General features: G+C 45.1%; 17 protein-coding genes and 1 riboswitch. Of the genes, 13 read left to right on the forward strand and 4 right to left on the reverse strand.

Annotated elements, in window-relative coordinates:
• Positions 1-33 precede the first annotated feature (33 nt).
• The 3 genes from DIC78_RS14495 to DIC78_RS14505 all read right to left on the reverse strand — a co-directional run bounded on the left by DIC78_RS14495 (position 34) and on the right by DIC78_RS14505 (position 1,932).
• On the reverse strand, positions 34-435 hold the full coding sequence (locus tag DIC78_RS14495) for an acid stress-sensitive anti sigma factor RsiO (RefSeq protein WP_101859964.1): 402 nt from the start codon (positions 433-435) through the stop codon (positions 34-36).
• Positions 436-499: 64 nt separating this feature from the next.
• Complete coding sequence (gene oxdC, locus DIC78_RS14500) at positions 500-1,657, reverse strand: oxalate decarboxylase (RefSeq protein WP_010331853.1); 1,158 nt, start codon at positions 1,655-1,657, stop codon at positions 500-502.
• A gap of 119 nt (positions 1,658-1,776) precedes the next feature.
• The gene (locus tag DIC78_RS14505) at positions 1,777-1,932 is read right to left on the reverse strand and encodes a YvrJ family protein (protein WP_024122815.1); all 156 of its coding nucleotides are present in this window, start codon (positions 1,930-1,932) and stop codon (positions 1,777-1,779) included.
• Positions 1,933-2,137: 205 nt separating this feature from the next.
• Between DIC78_RS14505 and sigO the strand changes: the two genes are divergently transcribed.
• From sigO to DIC78_RS14530, 5 genes are all read left to right on the forward strand, one after another.
• On the forward strand, positions 2,138-2,668 hold the full coding sequence (sigO, locus tag DIC78_RS14510) for an RNA polymerase sigma factor SigO (protein WP_105954123.1): 531 nt from the start codon (positions 2,138-2,140) through the stop codon (positions 2,666-2,668).
• 3 nt (positions 2,669-2,671) lie between these two features.
• Positions 2,672-2,908, forward strand: coding sequence for a sigma-O factor regulator RsoA (rsoA, locus tag DIC78_RS14515; protein ID WP_024122813.1), 237 nt, complete (start codon positions 2,672-2,674; stop codon positions 2,906-2,908).
• Between the two features lie 152 nt (positions 2,909-3,060).
• Complete coding sequence (gene yvrH, locus DIC78_RS14520; RefSeq protein ID WP_024122812.1) at positions 3,061-3,780, forward strand: two-component system response regulator YvrH; 720 nt, start codon at positions 3,061-3,063, stop codon at positions 3,778-3,780.
• On the forward strand, positions 3,777-5,519 hold the full coding sequence (gene yvrG, locus DIC78_RS14525) for a two-component system sensor histidine kinase YvrG (protein ID WP_127696482.1): 1,743 nt from the start codon (positions 3,777-3,779) through the stop codon (positions 5,517-5,519). The genes yvrH and yvrG overlap by 4 nt, the downstream gene beginning before the upstream one ends.
• Positions 5,520-5,588: 69 nt before the next feature.
• Positions 5,589-6,467: an SMP-30/gluconolactonase/LRE family protein gene (locus tag DIC78_RS14530; RefSeq protein WP_101864063.1), complete on the forward strand. Its 879-nt coding sequence runs from the start codon at positions 5,589-5,591 to the stop codon at positions 6,465-6,467.
• Positions 6,468-6,502: 35 nt separating this feature from the next.
• Here the strand turns inward: DIC78_RS14530 and DIC78_RS14535 are convergent, their stop codons facing one another.
• Positions 6,503-7,294, reverse strand: a complete 792-nt coding sequence (locus DIC78_RS14535) for an SDR family NAD(P)-dependent oxidoreductase (RefSeq protein WP_127696483.1) — start codon at positions 7,292-7,294, stop codon at positions 6,503-6,505.
• Between the two features lie 154 nt (positions 7,295-7,448).
• Positions 7,449-7,587: riboswitch (cobalamin riboswitch) on the forward strand.
• A 102-nt stretch (positions 7,588-7,689) separates the two neighbouring features.
• On the opposite strand from DIC78_RS14535, the gene DIC78_RS14540 reads away from it, so the two are divergent.
• The 8 genes from DIC78_RS14540 to liaG all read left to right on the forward strand — a co-directional run bounded on the left by DIC78_RS14540 (position 7,690) and on the right by liaG (position 15,273).
• Positions 7,690-8,643 (forward strand): ABC transporter substrate-binding protein, encoded by a 954-nt coding sequence (locus DIC78_RS14540; protein WP_127696484.1) that lies wholly within the window; start codon positions 7,690-7,692, stop codon positions 8,641-8,643.
• Positions 8,606-9,667, forward strand: a complete 1,062-nt coding sequence (locus tag DIC78_RS14545; RefSeq protein ID WP_127696485.1) for a FecCD family ABC transporter permease — start codon at positions 8,606-8,608, stop codon at positions 9,665-9,667. Before DIC78_RS14540 ends, DIC78_RS14545 begins: the two co-directional genes overlap by 38 nt.
• A complete protein-coding gene (locus DIC78_RS14550) occupies positions 9,664-11,004 on the forward strand; it encodes an ABC transporter ATP-binding protein (protein WP_127696486.1) in 1,341 nt (446 codons plus the stop codon). The genes DIC78_RS14545 and DIC78_RS14550 overlap by 4 nt, the downstream gene beginning before the upstream one ends.
• Before the next feature lie 22 nt (positions 11,005-11,026).
• Positions 11,027-11,608 carry a cob(I)yrinic acid a,c-diamide adenosyltransferase gene (locus DIC78_RS14555; protein WP_101864068.1) on the forward strand — a complete coding sequence of 194 codons (582 nt, stop codon included), beginning with the start codon at positions 11,027-11,029 and terminating at the stop codon, positions 11,606-11,608.
• A gap of 175 nt (positions 11,609-11,783) precedes the next feature.
• Positions 11,784-13,052, forward strand: a complete 1,269-nt coding sequence (locus tag DIC78_RS14560; RefSeq protein WP_024122804.1) for an MFS transporter — start codon at positions 11,784-11,786, stop codon at positions 13,050-13,052.
• A gap of 161 nt (positions 13,053-13,213) precedes the next feature.
• Positions 13,214-13,594: a cell envelope stress-induced membrane anchor protein LiaI gene (gene liaI / locus DIC78_RS14565; RefSeq protein WP_024122803.1), complete on the forward strand. Its 381-nt coding sequence runs from the start codon at positions 13,214-13,216 to the stop codon at positions 13,592-13,594.
• Positions 13,595-13,620: 26 nt separating this feature from the next.
• Positions 13,621-14,301: a stress responsive protein LiaH gene (liaH, locus tag DIC78_RS14570; protein WP_127696487.1), complete on the forward strand. Its 681-nt coding sequence runs from the start codon at positions 13,621-13,623 to the stop codon at positions 14,299-14,301.
• A 99-nt stretch (positions 14,302-14,400) separates the two neighbouring features.
• Positions 14,401-15,273 carry a LiaG family protein gene (gene liaG, locus DIC78_RS14575; protein WP_106021997.1) on the forward strand — a complete coding sequence of 291 codons (873 nt, stop codon included), beginning with the start codon at positions 14,401-14,403 and terminating at the stop codon, positions 15,271-15,273.
• Positions 15,274-15,300 lie beyond the last annotated feature (27 nt).

Genomic DNA, 15,300 nt, shown 5'->3' on the forward strand with positions numbered 1-15,300 from the left:
AAAGAACGCATCCAATCGGATGGCGTTCTTTTTTTATTTGGGCAGTGCTGAATTGCATTTATCCAAAATAAGAAAAACGGCTGCGAGGATCATTTCTTCTGTGGTTGACAGCCAAATGTTATGAATCATTTGATCTGCCGTATAAGCGGTCATCCATAAAAACAGCAGCTGGACGGTGCCGGCCATAAGGATAAAAGCTCGTTTTCCAGTCTTAAAAAACGTAAAACTATGTATCATCAGCCGTTCAAAAGGTTCAAAGCATAGTCCGAGCACAAGAAATAACATAGCAAAAAGCAGGACATGAGCAGCTGATCGGTAGCTCGTTCCCGCCAAAGAAAAGACACAGAGAATGATTGTAAAATAGCAAAATAACACAGCCGCCGCTGCCAGCACATACTGTACGGCCTGCCGTAATAAATACTTTTGATGTATCACTGGTTCAGCTCCTTATCAGCGCTTGCAGAGAGAGAACGAGCGCTCTCTGCAAGCTGCCAGTTTTTTATTTACTGCTTTTCTTTTTCACAACCGGATGCTTTTCTTTTGAAAGGACATCCGTAAACTCTTTGCCTAAGTCAAGGTGTTCTTGGACGAAGGTTTCAGGAAGCATTGCGAGCCATTGGTTTAAAGACACATCAGCATAATGGTCATCTTTAAAGATTTCTAAAAAGACGAGCGGTTCATCGCCGAGGTTTTCTACGTAGTGGCCCATCGCAAATGGAACATAACCGACATCACCGGCTTGATAGTTAAAGGTTCTCGCATGGCCGTCAGCAGCAAAAACGGTCATTCTCGCTTTACCGGAGATGTAATATTGCCATTCATGCGTATTCGGATGCCAGTGAAGTTCTCTCATGGCGCCTGGTTCCACGGTTACAAGCGCGGATGCAATGGTTTTAGACACTGTAAAGTTTGTCGAATCCGCAATGTACACCTTTCCTCCTTCTGATGCAATCGGCTCCTGTTCAAGAAGGCGGTACGTAAACGGATAAGGCACTTCGCCGTACGGCCCTTCCACAATGTCATCTTTTAAACAGCCGGGCACAGGTTTTTCAAATATATATTTTTCTTTGCCCGGCAAATTGGCGATTTCTTCTTCTGTTACGCCAAAATTAGCGGCAATCACTTCTTTAGGGGTGTGGGCAAGCCAGTCTGTCAGCTGGAACGTGCTGTTTTCAGAGAATGACCCGTCGTCAAATACGAGCAGGAACTCTGCCCCTTCTTCAAGCGCTTGAATCGAGTGCGGCAGGCCTGACGGGAAGTACCATAAATCTCCTTCGCCTACATCATCAATAAAGCTGCGGCCCTTTTCATCCACAATCGTGACGCGTGCTTTCCCGTAGATCATATAAGCCCACTCTGCTTCCTTATGCCAATGAAGCTCTCGAATGGCGCCAGGTTTCAGCCGCATATTAACAGAAGCCAGGTTTTCTGAAATCGGCAGCTCACGTACGGTAACTTCACGGGCGTACCCGCCTTTTTCCAAACGGTTATGAGTATCTGAGAAAGAAAACTTCATATTTTCAACGGTGCCATGATCGGTTTCCGGCGGTACGAGCATATCGGGATTCTGCCGGTCCCTTTCAATATTACGCGGGATTTTCACTGTCGCTCCCTTATCTCCTCTGATTGGCTGCGGAATATCGTTTTGTTTTTTCATTTTCCTGTCTCCTCCTTAAAAATAATTGTGGCGCAGAAAGAGAATGTGAAAGGCCTTTCGTTTTCCCTTCTGTCTTGTTAAGTGAAAAAAACCGATGAAAAGTCAACTTCGATACAAAATTAATGTTTCGCTTTCTGATCTTTCAGCTCTGTCATCAGTTCAATGAGCTGATCGAATTTTTTCTCGAAACGGGTCAGCAGGTACATCGCGATCAGTGCCGGGAACCCGAGATTGCTGATCTGCTTGACGACTTCCTCTATAAAAACCTGATCCATGAAAAACACCTCCCTCCTTTTTGTGCAGTCATGTAAGTAAGTGAAGGGAATCCAAGAAATCGTAAACCATGACTGGAAGGTTTGCTTCAGCAAACGCTAGTCTGAAAGTAGTAGTTTACTTTTTTTTGCTTTCCTTCATTTAATTTAGTAGGGAGGCGGTTTGATGGACTATCAAGGTCTGTTGCGATCGAAATGTAAGGAGATTATGAAGCATCCCATCGTGAAGCATTTTTTGAGCAACCCTCAGCATTACCGTTTGTTCAAAAATGTAATGGAAAACCCGAATGAAAAGGATGCAAAATCGTTGGACGAGCAATTCAAGCAATTTTATAAAGAGATTCGCATCGTCAAGTATATGAATTCAATGATTCGGATTTTTTCCATCGATTTTGATAAGCGGGTTCGCAAAAATCAAAAACGGTATCCGCTGACGGTTGATCATCCGGAAGCAGGAGAACGACTTCCTTCCGAAACGGGAAGTGACGCGTTTGAGGAATTTTTAGACCTGCAGGATGATTTGAGCCAGCATGTCCAGGATTATCAGCTTTATCAAGCGATCCAGAAGCTGACTGACAAACAAAAAAGCGTGCTGACAAAAGTCTATCTTCACGGTGCCACGATGCAGGAAATCGCTGATTCATTAGGTGAGTCCCGGCAAAATATCTCTAATATTCATAAAAAGGGATTAGAAAATATCAGGAAGCAGCTAGAGGCGCAAAAAAAGGGGGAAAAGTAAACTGTGAGCGGCCAGTTTGAACATAATAGGAATAAAGATGAAATGTACGACATTGAGCATCTGATTGCATGCTTTTCACCGATGATCAGAAAAAAACTCAGCAATACGTCCTATCAAGAAAGAGAAGATTTGGAGCAGGAGCTGAAAATCAAAATGTTTGAAAAGGCTGATATGCTTCTGTGTCAGGATGTTCCGGGATTTTGGGAGTTTATTCTGTACATGGTAGACGAGAACTCATAACGATACCTCATTCTAAGAAAAACGGGAACATTTTGCAGGTTCCCGTTTCCTGCTGTTCACCCCCGTCAAGAGCCCTCCTATTCAAAAATGTACCAAAAAGAAACGATATAATGATAAGATGAAAAAAAACAGTGACAGAAAGGAACATAAAAGTGGAAAATGCGTCAATTTTAATCGTAGACGATGAGAAAGCGATTGTGGATATGATCAAACGCGTTCTCGAAAAAGAAGGTTATCGACATATACTGGATGCGGCAAGTGCAGAGGAAGCCATTCCGGTCGTCAAGACAAATAAGGTTGATTTAATCGTATTGGATGTCATGATGGGCGGAATGACCGGTTTTGAGGCGTGCACATTAATCAGGGAGTATTCAGACGCCCCGATTTTTTTCCTGACGGCGAGATCATCGGACGCTGACAAATTATCGGGTTTTGCGGTCGGAGCTGATGATTATATTACAAAACCATTTAATCCGCTGGAATTAGCCGCGCGGATCAGAGCGCATTTAAAGCGTACGTATCAGTCGAATGCAGCTGAATCAAACAAAACCTATACATATGATTACTTTACATTTTCTCCGCAAAATGCCGAGCTGATTGTGGGCGGGGAAACTGTAGCCTGTTCGGCTCAGCTTTTGCAGCTGCTTCAGTATTTTTGCGAACATCCCAATGTGGTGCTTTCTAAAGATCAAATTTATGAAAAAGTATGGGGCTATCCTTCGTACGGAGATAACAATACCGTCATGGTTCATATCCGTAAGCTCCGGGAAAAAATTGAGCGTGACCCGAGCAATCCGGAATATATCGTAACCGTTCGCGGTCTCGGATACCGTTTTATCCCGAGTCCAGAAGGAAACGGAAAGCGCCCATGAGGTTAAGGTGGAAGTTTCTGTTTCACTTTTTCGGGCAGATGCTGATTGTTATCCTTCTTCTTTCGATCATGCTTGTGGCTTCCTTTTTCTATTTAGACGCGCGATTCAGCGATGCGGAATCCAATTCAGGGCTGACAAAGGCAACGACTGACACGCTTGAGGCGTATCTCGATGTAAACGAAGACGGGTCATGGGAAGTGGACGACTTTCTGAAGAAATCTGTTGATAAACAGCACGGATGGATGCAAATCATTGATTCTAATGGGAAAACGGATTATTCCTACAGCGTGCCGAAAGACGTGCCCGGCACCTACACCAAGAAGGAGCTTTTGTCTATTTATAAAAGCAAGAAGCTTGATAACTATAAGCTGAATTATTGGGCAATCAATATTGAAGACAAGTCGTACCTCCTCTTGTTCGGCTGGAAATCAAAGAGCGAACAGCTGCTGACTTCCATTGAAAGCCGTGAACCCTCCATCGACTCTTTGTCACAATATAAGTCCAGTACAATTGACTATATTAAGCGTGAAAAAGGAGCCGTGTATCTGTTAGACAGAAACGGGAACATACTCGACAGCATTAACAGCAAGAAAAGCGAAAGAAAAACGATGAACCAGCTGGAGCTTCTCAAATACAGCTCTAAACCATGGAACTATAAACGGGAGATTTCTGTTAAATTCCTCGATCAAAACAGGTGGATGGTCGCTTCGGTGCCAAACCCTGTCTATATTACTGACCAGGAGTTTAATAAATCGTTTCTGAGGGTTGTCCTGAAAGCAATGTTTCTGATTATGGGCGTTCTGATTCTTTATATATTCTGGATGACTGCCTGGTATATGTTCAGATTCGGCTTGCCTATTTTTCATACAATCAAATGGCTTGTCAATCTATCAAAAGGGAAGCTTGAAGAACCGAAAAACCGTAAAGGGCGCCCTGTCAGTAAAAACAAAAAGGGAAAAATCAAACAGCCGTACCGCTTCTTCGGTGAGATATTTGAATCTATGGATCAGCTGACTGAAACGCTGAGACAGGATAAGACAAACAGAGAAAAAATCCAGGCGACACGGGAAGAATGGATCGCCGGTTTGTCTCATGATTTAAAAACACCCCTCAGCAGCATTTACGGTTATAGCATGATGCTTGAATCGAAGCAATACGACTGGTCTCCTGAGGAAGTGAAAGAAATGGGACAGGTTGTCAGAGAGAAATCGGAATACATGTCAAAGCTGATCGAGGACTTAAATTTAACGTATCGTCTGAAAAATGACGCTCTGCCGATGGAGAGAAAGCTCACGAACCTCATTCCGTTTTTTAAAAATGTCATTGAGGACTTCAAGAAAAATCCGTTTTCTGAAGGATATGATATTTCATTTGTATCAAGAGAAGAGCATATTGAATTTGCGCTGGATGAAGCCTGGTTCAGACGCATTCTGGAAAATCTGCTCGGAAATGCTGTGAAGCACAACGATAAAGGAACAGCGATCCAGGTGGTTCTTGAACAGACAAAAAATCATATTTCATTGAAGGTCAAAGACAATGGAAAAGGAATGGACGAGGAAACGATTACCCATTTATTTAACCGTTATTACAGAGGAACCAATACGAAAGATCCGGCTGCCGGGACGGGGCTTGGACTGGCGATTGCCAAAGAGCTGGTGCATTTGCATAACGGAACGATTCACGTCAACAGCAGGATCAATATTGGCTCCGTCATTACCATCCTTTTCAAAAAAGAATAAGGCGTGTGGTTTGGACACCTCTTTGCCGGGAATAACAATATATAGACTGAAGCTAAAGAGGTGTTACACATGGATGCAATATTAGAAGCAGACACTAGGGCAGTAATCGGTGAAGGTCCGTTATGGGATGAAGAAAACGGCCGTCTATACTGGGTTGATATTTTAGGAAGCGAGCTCCATATTTTCGATCCTAAAGAAAAAATCAATCGTTCGGTCAAATTTACATCCTTTGTGACGGCGCTTGCGAAATATTCAAAGGATGAGCTGATCATGACGATGAAAGACGGTTTTTACCTGTATCATCTTCATGATGACAGTCTTGAAAAAATCAAACAGCCGAAGGATATGCATGAGAGCCTTCGATTTAACGACGCCAAATGTGATCCGTACGGAAGGCTTTGGGCAGGAACGACGAGCATGGAGGGCGAACAAAAACAAGCCTCGCTTTACCGTTTGGACACAGATGGCAGCCTTGTCAAAATGAAAGATCAAGTTTCAACCTCGAACGGTTTGGATTGGGATCGCGAACGCAGCTTGATGTACTACATTGACACGCCGACGCAGGAGATTGTGTGCTATCAATACGATCCCGAAAGCGGAAACGTCTCAAACCCAGAAACCGTCTACCGTTTTGAAAAATCGGATGGACTGCCGGATGGTATGACAATTGATCAAAACGGCATGCTGTGGGTGGCGCTGTTTGGCGGGAGCCGTGTGGTTCACATTGATCCTTTTCAGAAAAAAGAAATTGGTTCAATAAGTGTTCCGGCCAAATATGTCACGTGCTGTGCGTTCGGCGGCCAGGATATGAAAACCCTTTACATCACAACGGCTACTGAACAAATGACCGAAACAGAAAGATATGAACAGCCTCATGCGGGCGGATTGTTTTCAGCCAAACTTGAAACGGGCGGATACCAGCCGGTTCCATTCGCTGGGGAGTTATAAAAAAAACGCATCCGAAAACGGATGCGTTTTTGTATTTAAAGTGAACGGATAATTCCGCCTTCCACACGCTGTGCCGTGCCGTTAATGGCAGATGCGGCATCAGATGCGAGGAATACAATTGTGTTGGCGACTTCTTCGGCTGTTGCGTATCTTTGAATGAGTGAAGTCGGCTCATTCACTTTGAAATAGTCTTTCACAAATGTATCTGTATCCTGGCCGGCTGCCTTTGCGGCGCCCTCCATATAGGAAGCAACGCCTTCTGTCCAAGTAGGTCCCGGGAGCACTGAATTAACCGTAACCTTTGTGCCCTTCGTCATTTCAGCCATTCCTCTGGACAGGCTGATCAGCGCTGTTTTGGTCATTGAATAAGGAATCATAGTCGGAAGCGGTTTGACGCCTGCTTCACTTGCGATATTCAAAATGCGGCCGCTGTTTTTGGCAAGCATCTTTGGAAGGAAGTGACGGCTTGTCCGAACAGCGCTCATCACGTTTACTTCAAAATATTGATTCCATTCTTCATCCGTTACCTCGGCGAAATCCTTCACTTCAAAGAAACCGAGATTGTTGACAAGAACATCTATATCACCGATCTGCTTCACTTTTTCAAGAAAAGCTGCTGCTTCATCCGGTTTTGATAAGTCAGCGGCTGCTCCATGCACCGTTCCATATGAAGAAAGCTCTTCAACCGTGCGATCGACTGTCTCTTGTTTTCGGCCATTGACTATAACGGCTGCCCCTTCTTGCAAAAAGTTTTTCGCTGCGGCTTTCCCGATGCCGGAAGTTGAGCCTGTGATTAAGACAAGCTTGTCTTTAAGCTGTAAGTCCATAAGAATCATTCCTTTTTTATTGATCATGCTACTTAGTATACAAGATGAAATTTAGTGTTTACGAGAATTTTGCTTCCATACATGCAGCGGCGGAAAAGTCATTCATACTGCATATACAAGCCTATCAGCCATATAGTATAATAACTCCGAAAAAGGATACGAATGTCAAACAGGTGCCGGTACGTGGAAATAGCCGGCTTAATAGGGAAACCGGTAAAAGCCGGTGCGGTCCCGCCACTGTAATTGGCCTTTGCGCCAAAAGCCAGGATACCTGCCTGTTTGATAAACACGAAGTCTGCGAGGACAGATGATGTGTAAACAATAGGCTTTTTTGTTGTTTACAGCGTCTTTACCATCGTAGAGATGCTTTTTTAGTTCATTTAGGAGGAAAGGGTATGAAAAAATTAGCCGGAATATGGACAGCGCTACTGCTGACCGCCATTATGATTTCAGGCTGCGGCAATGCGGCAGGTGAGAAGGATTCCAATGCGAAGCAAAAGACAGCTGCGTCTGAAGCGTTCCCTGTCACAATTGATGATGCGTCAAACCAGGATGTTACCATCAAAAAGGAGCCGAAAAAAATTGTATCGTTAATGCCGAGCAACACGGAAATTACATATGCTCTCGGACTCGGTGACAAAGTGGTCGGCGTCACCACAAACGATACATATCCAAAGGAAGTCAAACAGGTTGAGAAGGTTGGGGATATGAATGTAAACGTCGAGAAAGTCATTTCTCTTAAACCTGATCTCGTTCTCGCTCATGAATCTTCCATGTCAGCTTCAGCAGATGCTATCAAGCAGCTGAAGGACGCTGGCATTGCTGTGCTGACTGTCAATGATGCACAATCATTCGCAGAGGTTTACAAATCAATCGAAATGATCGGTGAAGCTGCCGGAGCTGAGAAAAAAGCGGGCCAACTGGTCAACAGCATGAAATCAGACCTGCAGGAGATTAAAGAAAAAGCGAAATCCATTTCAAAAGACGAGGAAAAAAGCGTCTTTATTGAGGTTTCGCCTGATCCTGACATTTACACAACCGGAAAAGACACGTTTATGAATGAAATGCTGAATGTCATCCATGCTAAAAACGCTGCAGCGGATCAAAAAGGCTGGGTGCAAATGACAGACGAGGCCATCGTAAAGCTGAATCCAGACGCCATTGTCACAACGGACGGTGTAAAAGCGGATGCGGTGGAAAAACGCGATGGCTGGAGCGGAATCAATGCTGTGAAACATCATCGCGTTTATGATGTTGATCCTGATCTCGTCACACGTTCAGGTCCGCGTCTGATCGAAGGGATCGAAGAACTTGCGGAAAGCATCTACCCGGATACGTTTAAAGAATAATCGTTTTGCTGCTTATAGCATCAGTTTCTTATTTTTAGCTGCCAGTATCATATTGGGCATTTCCTGCGGCAGTCTGCCAATTCCGATATCCGCCATCTTTCATATCTTTTGGCATGAAGGTTTTGGCGGCTCTGCCGGCTCCTATGATCCAATGTATACAAATATTATGATGAATATCAGACTGCCGAGAGTCGTGCTGGCCGCCCTTGTGGGGGCGGCTCTTTCTATCGCAGGGGCTGCTTTTCAGGGGCTTTTGAAAAATCCGCTCGCTGATCCGTATACGCTCGGTGTTTCGTCCGGTGCTTCCGTCGGGGCGGTTTCAACCTTATTTTTTGGACTGCAGTTCCCCGTCATCGGAGGCTTTACACTGCCGGTTGTAAGTGTAGCTGCAGCGCTTGTCACGATTGTGGCTGTTCTTTCGTTCAGCCGCCTCGTTCACGCTTCGATGTCTGTCTCTACGCTTATTCTGACCGGTGTCATCATCAATTCATTTTTGGGCGCATTTATTTCTCTCATCATTGCTCTGACAGGTGATAATTTGCTGCCGATTGTGCATTGGCTGCTTGGCAGCGTCTCGATGAGAGGCTGGAGCTACGTTGCCCTGTTTCTCCCGTTTTTTCTTTTAGGAACCGTGATCCTGATCATAAACGGGAGAGAACTCAACGTGATGACCTATGGAGAGGAGAAAGCAAGGCTTCTCGGGGTCAGCGTCCAGCACAGAAAAATGCTGATTTTAATTGCAGGGTCACTGCTGACAGGCAGCGCTGTGGCTGTATCCGGCACCATTGGCTTTGTCGGGCTTGTGATTCCGCATATCACAAGATTGCTGTGGGGAACGGATCACCGGCATTTATTGCCGCTTTCTGCCTTGCTTGGCGCGGGATTTCTCGTTTTGGCCGATCTGCTTTCGAGAACAATGATTGAACCGGTTGAACTGCCGATCGGCATTATTACAGCCTTAGCGGGAGCTCCTGTTTTCGCTCTGATTTTAATTCGGCAGCATCGCGGGGGGAGAAGCTTATGATCAAGGCAGAAGGGCTGTCGGGAGGTTACGGAGGCAGCCGGCTGATTAAAAATATCAGTTTAACAGTGAAGAAGGGAGAATTTCTTGGCATTCTCGGACCGAACGGGAGCGGAAAAACAACACTGCTTCACTTGCTGACAGGAACACTTCCGGCAATAGAAGGCTCCGTTTGTCTGGCTGGCAAACCACTCACTGAATATAAACCAAAGAAACTGGCGCAAATGATGGCAGTTCTGCCGCAAAAAACAGAACAAGCCTTTAGCTTCACTGTCAAAGAAACCGTATCCTTCGGTAGATATCCATTTCAAAAAGGGCTGTTCAGCCAGCAGACTGAAGAGGATGAAGCCATTATTCGGAATGCGATGGAACAAACAGGGGTACTCGCTTTCGCTGAGAAATCGATTCGTGATCTAAGCGGGGGCGAACAGCAGCGGGTTTATTTGGCTCAAGCACTGGCGCAGCAGCCGCGCATTTTATTTTTAGACGAACCGACTAATTTTCTGGATTTGGCCTATCAAAAAGAACTGCTCGATCTTATCAAGCGCCTGACGAGAGAAAATGGGCTGACTGCTGTCAGTGTTTTTCACGATCTGAACATCGCTAGCCTGTACTGTGATGAAATCGTCTTTATAAAAAACGGAACAGCCGGACCTAAGCAAAAACCGGAAACCGCCATCACAGAAGAGCACATTAAGGCGTTGTATAACACGAAAGTCAGCACTTTCATCCATCATCAATTGCCTAAACCGCTTATTGCAATTCAGCCTGAAAACAGCGACCTAAAGCAGCAGGCGATTCCGTTTGAAACTTTGCTGCAAGTGCGGCGCGACGAGATCCTCTTGCAAACGGAAATCCCGCTCCGCACGCTGGCTTCTGCTCCTGTCGGTTCAGGCTTTTCTTGGAACCGGACGTTTCTCCATAAACGGCTGCCTGCCCAGTCTGATCAAAAAGAGGAGCTTTCAGCCTATTTATCTGAAAACGGCTTTTATCCGCAGGAAACCTGTGCGATGGCCTCCTCCGGCAGACTTGACCGGCTTGTGTGCCGTACGTTTGAAGACGAAGAGCTGTCGGTATGTATTTGTGTCATGTCCGGCTTTTCGATATGGATTTTGATCAACGGCTTTGCGACAGACCAATTCTTTGTCAAGGCTGTCATGCGGGCGGAAGCTGAGCGGATGAAAGTGCTGGGCGGTGAACAGGATGAACATGGAGAAATCCTCGTTGCAGCGACACAAACTGAAGAGACATCTTCAGAAACCATAGAAAAACGGCTGAATCAATTGATTAGTTTTGGGACTGCTGAATGTGTGCGGGAGGCTGCGGACCTGCTTGAATAAGTCTGTAAAGGAGACAGATATGATGAAACTATATACAAAAACAGGCGATAACGGGCAAACAAGTTTAATCGGAGGCAGAACAGACAAGGACAGCCTCCGAGTAGAAAGCTACGGCACGATTGATGAGCTGAACAGTTTTGTCGGACTGGCTTTGGCTGAGCTTTCCGGGAAGCGTGGCTTTGAGGATCTAACGGCCGAGCTGCTCAACATTCAGCACGAGCTCTTTGACTGCGGGGGCGATCTGGCAATCATCACAGAAAAAAGAGACTATAAATTGAAGGAAGAATCCGTCTCCTTTTTAGAAATGCGCATTGACGCCTATACAGAAGAGGCACCTGACCTAAAGAGATTTATTCTTCCGGGCGGATCAAAGGCCGCTTCGCTTCTCCATGTGGCGCGCACCATTACAAGGCGGGCGGAACGCCAAGTGGTGGCGCTGATGAAAACGGAAGAGGTCCATGAAATGGTGCTCCGTTATCTCAATCGATTGTCCGACTATTTCTTTGCCGCAGCACGGGTTGTCAATGTGAGAAGCGGTATTGACGATGTGGAGTATGAAAGAAGCGCTATTGTGTTTCGCGATCGAAACAGCAGCGGATCATAAAAAACATTATTGAAAGCTGGCATTTTCAGTACATGCCGGCTTTTTATTTTTTTCATTTTGTCAATTTCCCTTTTTACGACAAAAAATGAACCTTATGAATTATTGACTGAAAAATGGAAAAATGAGATATTGTAACAAATTGATGTAAAAAATAGGCAGTGGGGGGCTCTGATAGATGGTGAGACTCATTGAAAGTGATAGCGTCTGGAAGAGAAATTTTAACTTTCTTTTTTTCTCAAGAATAGTCAAGATTTCCGGCGATATGTTCGCATTTAATTCGATATTATGGTTTTTAATTTTTGACGGTGAAGGTGCGATCGGAACTGCTTTATTGATTGCTGTCACCTTTTTGCCGGAAGCCGTTTTAGCACCTGTGACGGGTCCTTTCATGAAGCAGAATACATTGAAATTCTGGATGTACTTTTCAGACCTGACAAGAGCCGCGGTTGTTTTAATCATTCCGATCTGCCATTTCGGCGGATTCTCTCCGCTGTGGTTTGTTATGACTCTTATGATTGTGCATTCAGCTACTGGCGCTGCCTACAATCCTGCTTCCATTGCTTTAATCCCTCAAATTGTAGATGAAAAGGGCATTCAAAAAGCAAATGCTGTGCTGCAGTCGTCCGCCCAAATTGTCCGGCTTGGAGCTGTGACACTATGCGGCGCTCTCCTTACGTTTATCAGTCCTTCATATACAATGCTTATGGCTCTCGTACTTTATCTTATTTCTGGTTTTCTTGTTCTCTTTATCAAATACACTGCTGTTGAAACAAAATCGGAATCAGCGGCCGTTGCACAGAGAGGTACATATTTTGGCAGACTGAAACGCGGTTTTGTCCTTGTCAGAAAACACCAAATCTTATATCCGCTCGCTATCTATTGTATTTTTATGAATTTCGCGGCAGCCCCTTGGGAAGCGCTCTCCGCTGTGTATGTTGCGGAGGATTTAAACGGACAGCCGATTGTATATTCGCTATTAAAAGCCACCACCGCAATAGGCGCGTTTTTATTGGGATTTGTTCTGACAAAAGTAAAAGTAAACAAGTACGGACTGCTCTTCGTAACGGCAGGCATTATTGAAGGGTTCGCATTCTTTATTACCGGAATGAATACCTTTTTGCCGCTCGTCTTTTTCGCCGCCTTTACTTTTGGCGCTGCAGTCAGTGCGATCAATGTTCCCGAGTATACGATTATACAGACATCTGTCGATAGCGAGGACCAGCCGCAAGTTTATGCCGTCATACATATGATCTCAAATATTTCGATTCCGGCCGGCGCTGTCATTTGCGGATATGCCGCAAATGCTTTTGGTTCAGGAAATGTGATCGCTGCCGGGGGAGTTGTGGAAATTATCGCGGGTATCGGAATCCTTCTGTTTACAAAGCTGGCCAAAGCAGAACAATCCGATTTGGTAAAAGAAAGGGAAGCAAGTGTTCATCTGTAAAGGTTTTTGAAGAAGCCATGCCTCGTGCATGGCTTTTTTTATGCCGCTGGGTCCGGTGCTGTCTACGACTCTGGTCTTATCCAAAAATCAATCTCTGATTCGTTTTGCTCATCTGCTGTTTTGTATAAGATGAAGACAAGGAAAACGAAAGGAGGATCTGCATGAAGATCAACAAGAAAACGATAGGCGGATTCTTATTAATTGTATTTGGAATCTCCGTCTTTTTTGGGGGAGGCAGCTTCGGATTTATGATTCCGCTTGCGATCGGAGGCTTGCTGACATACGCGGGAATCAAAAGATTCGCAGCGGGCAAAACCATCACAGGTATCATCCTGGGCGGAATCGGGGCGATGATGCTCATTTGCTCACTGCCGTTTCTCGTCGGAATTGCACTCGCAGCCGCTATGGTGTATTACGGCTGGAAACTGATGAAAAACGGATCCGCGGAAAGCGATGTGTCAGGCTTTGACCCTGAGCCAGCTTCTGCCGGCTACCAGTCTCATTTTGATGACGAATGGGAAAATTTCTTAAAGAAAAAATAACACATGATATGAGGAGGAATAACGGTATGGTATTAAAAAGAATGAGAGATATGTTTGTTGCGTCAGTTCATGAAGGCTTGGATAAACTGGAGAACCCTAAGGTGATGCTGAATCAATACGTTCGTGATATGGAAAGCGATATTGCAAAAGCAAAACAAACGATCGTCAAACAGCATACGATTGCCTTTCAATTTAAGAAAAAATATGAAGAAGCAAATGAAGTGGCTGGAAAGCGTAAGAATCAAGCTCAGCTCGCTTTTGATGCCGGTGAAGAAGAGCTTGCGAAAAAAGCGCTGACAGAAATGAAGTATTTAGAGGGAAAGGCAGCAGAGCACAAAGCTTCCTACGAACAGGCAAGCAACCAGCTGGCTGAGCTGAAAGAACAGCTGGCCACACTTGAAACAAGGCTTCAGGACGTAAAGGATAAAAAACAGGCGCTGATTGCCCGGGCAAACGCCGCAAAAGCAAAAGAGCATATGAACGCGACATTCGACAAAATTGACAGTGAAAGCGCGTATCGTGAATTTCTGCGGATTGAAAACCGAATTGAGGAAATGGAAATCCGTGCTGATTATTCGAAATCAGCGCAGGCCGGCACAGAATCGAGCCGAAGTGAATTTGCAGGTGAAGTAGAAGCTGAAATCGAAAAGATGCGGGAACTCTCATTGAAAAAATCAGATCAAACATCACATGCAGCAAATGAATAAGCGGGACAGGGAAGGGTTTTCGTCAAGTCCTTCCCTTCCGCACGTATCAATTCACAGGCTTTTCCTTTATAATAGAATGAATGAGAAGGATGAAAACAAATGAAAAAAATGCTTGGCAAACTGCTGATCATTGCCGGTATTCTTGTTTTTTCCGCAGTTGTTATCAAAGACGTGCTTGCTGAAGGTCTTTCATTCATAAACGGCACTGAAGCTGATTCAGCCAGTGCTTCACCGCATGAGATCGAAAGCGTAATCATTGAATCGGATCACAAGAATGTGAAGATCATAGCGGAAGAGCGTAATGACATATCAGCAAACATCTCAGGTGACTCTGGGAAATTGTTTGTGGCTGAAAAGAGAAGAAAGCTGGAGCTGACGGCAAAGGAAAAAGAATTTCAATTTTTGAATGGATTTCATCGCTCTTCCCTTGTCGTCCGCATTCCATATACGTACAAAGGCGGTTTGGTTGTGAGAACATCAAGCGGCGACGTGTCTGTAGCCGGTAACAAACACCTCACGCTTTCCGAGCTGAACGCAGCATCTGCAAGCGGAAATATGGACGTAACGGGTATCCGCCTCCAGGAGCTGAAGATGAAGGGTTCTTCCGGGGATGTGTCGATATCAAATACAGACGCTAAAACAGCCGGCATCCGCTTAACTTCAGGCGACGCAAACTTGGACGGTGTTTCAGGCTCACTTGATGTACGGATGACATCAGGAAACTTTCGTGCGGATTTAGAAAAGGTAGCAGGCTCTTCAGCTGTCACATTAACGAGCGGTGATGTGTATCTGGAGCTTCCCGAAAACGGCAGTTTCAAAGTTAATGCGGCTTCAGAGAGCGGAAGCGTCAGCTCGGCGTATCCATTTGCTGATACAGCACATAAAGATCATCATCAAATCACAGGCTCACATGGAAGCGGCCAGCATCTAGTCGATATTAAAACAGACAGCGGGGATGTAGCGATACAGTAGCATCTGGCAGAAGAAAGGAGGCGGAAC

This window comes from Bacillus halotolerans (assembly GCF_004006435.1).
Lineage (GTDB): Bacteria > Bacillota > Bacilli > Bacillales > Bacillaceae > Bacillus > Bacillus halotolerans.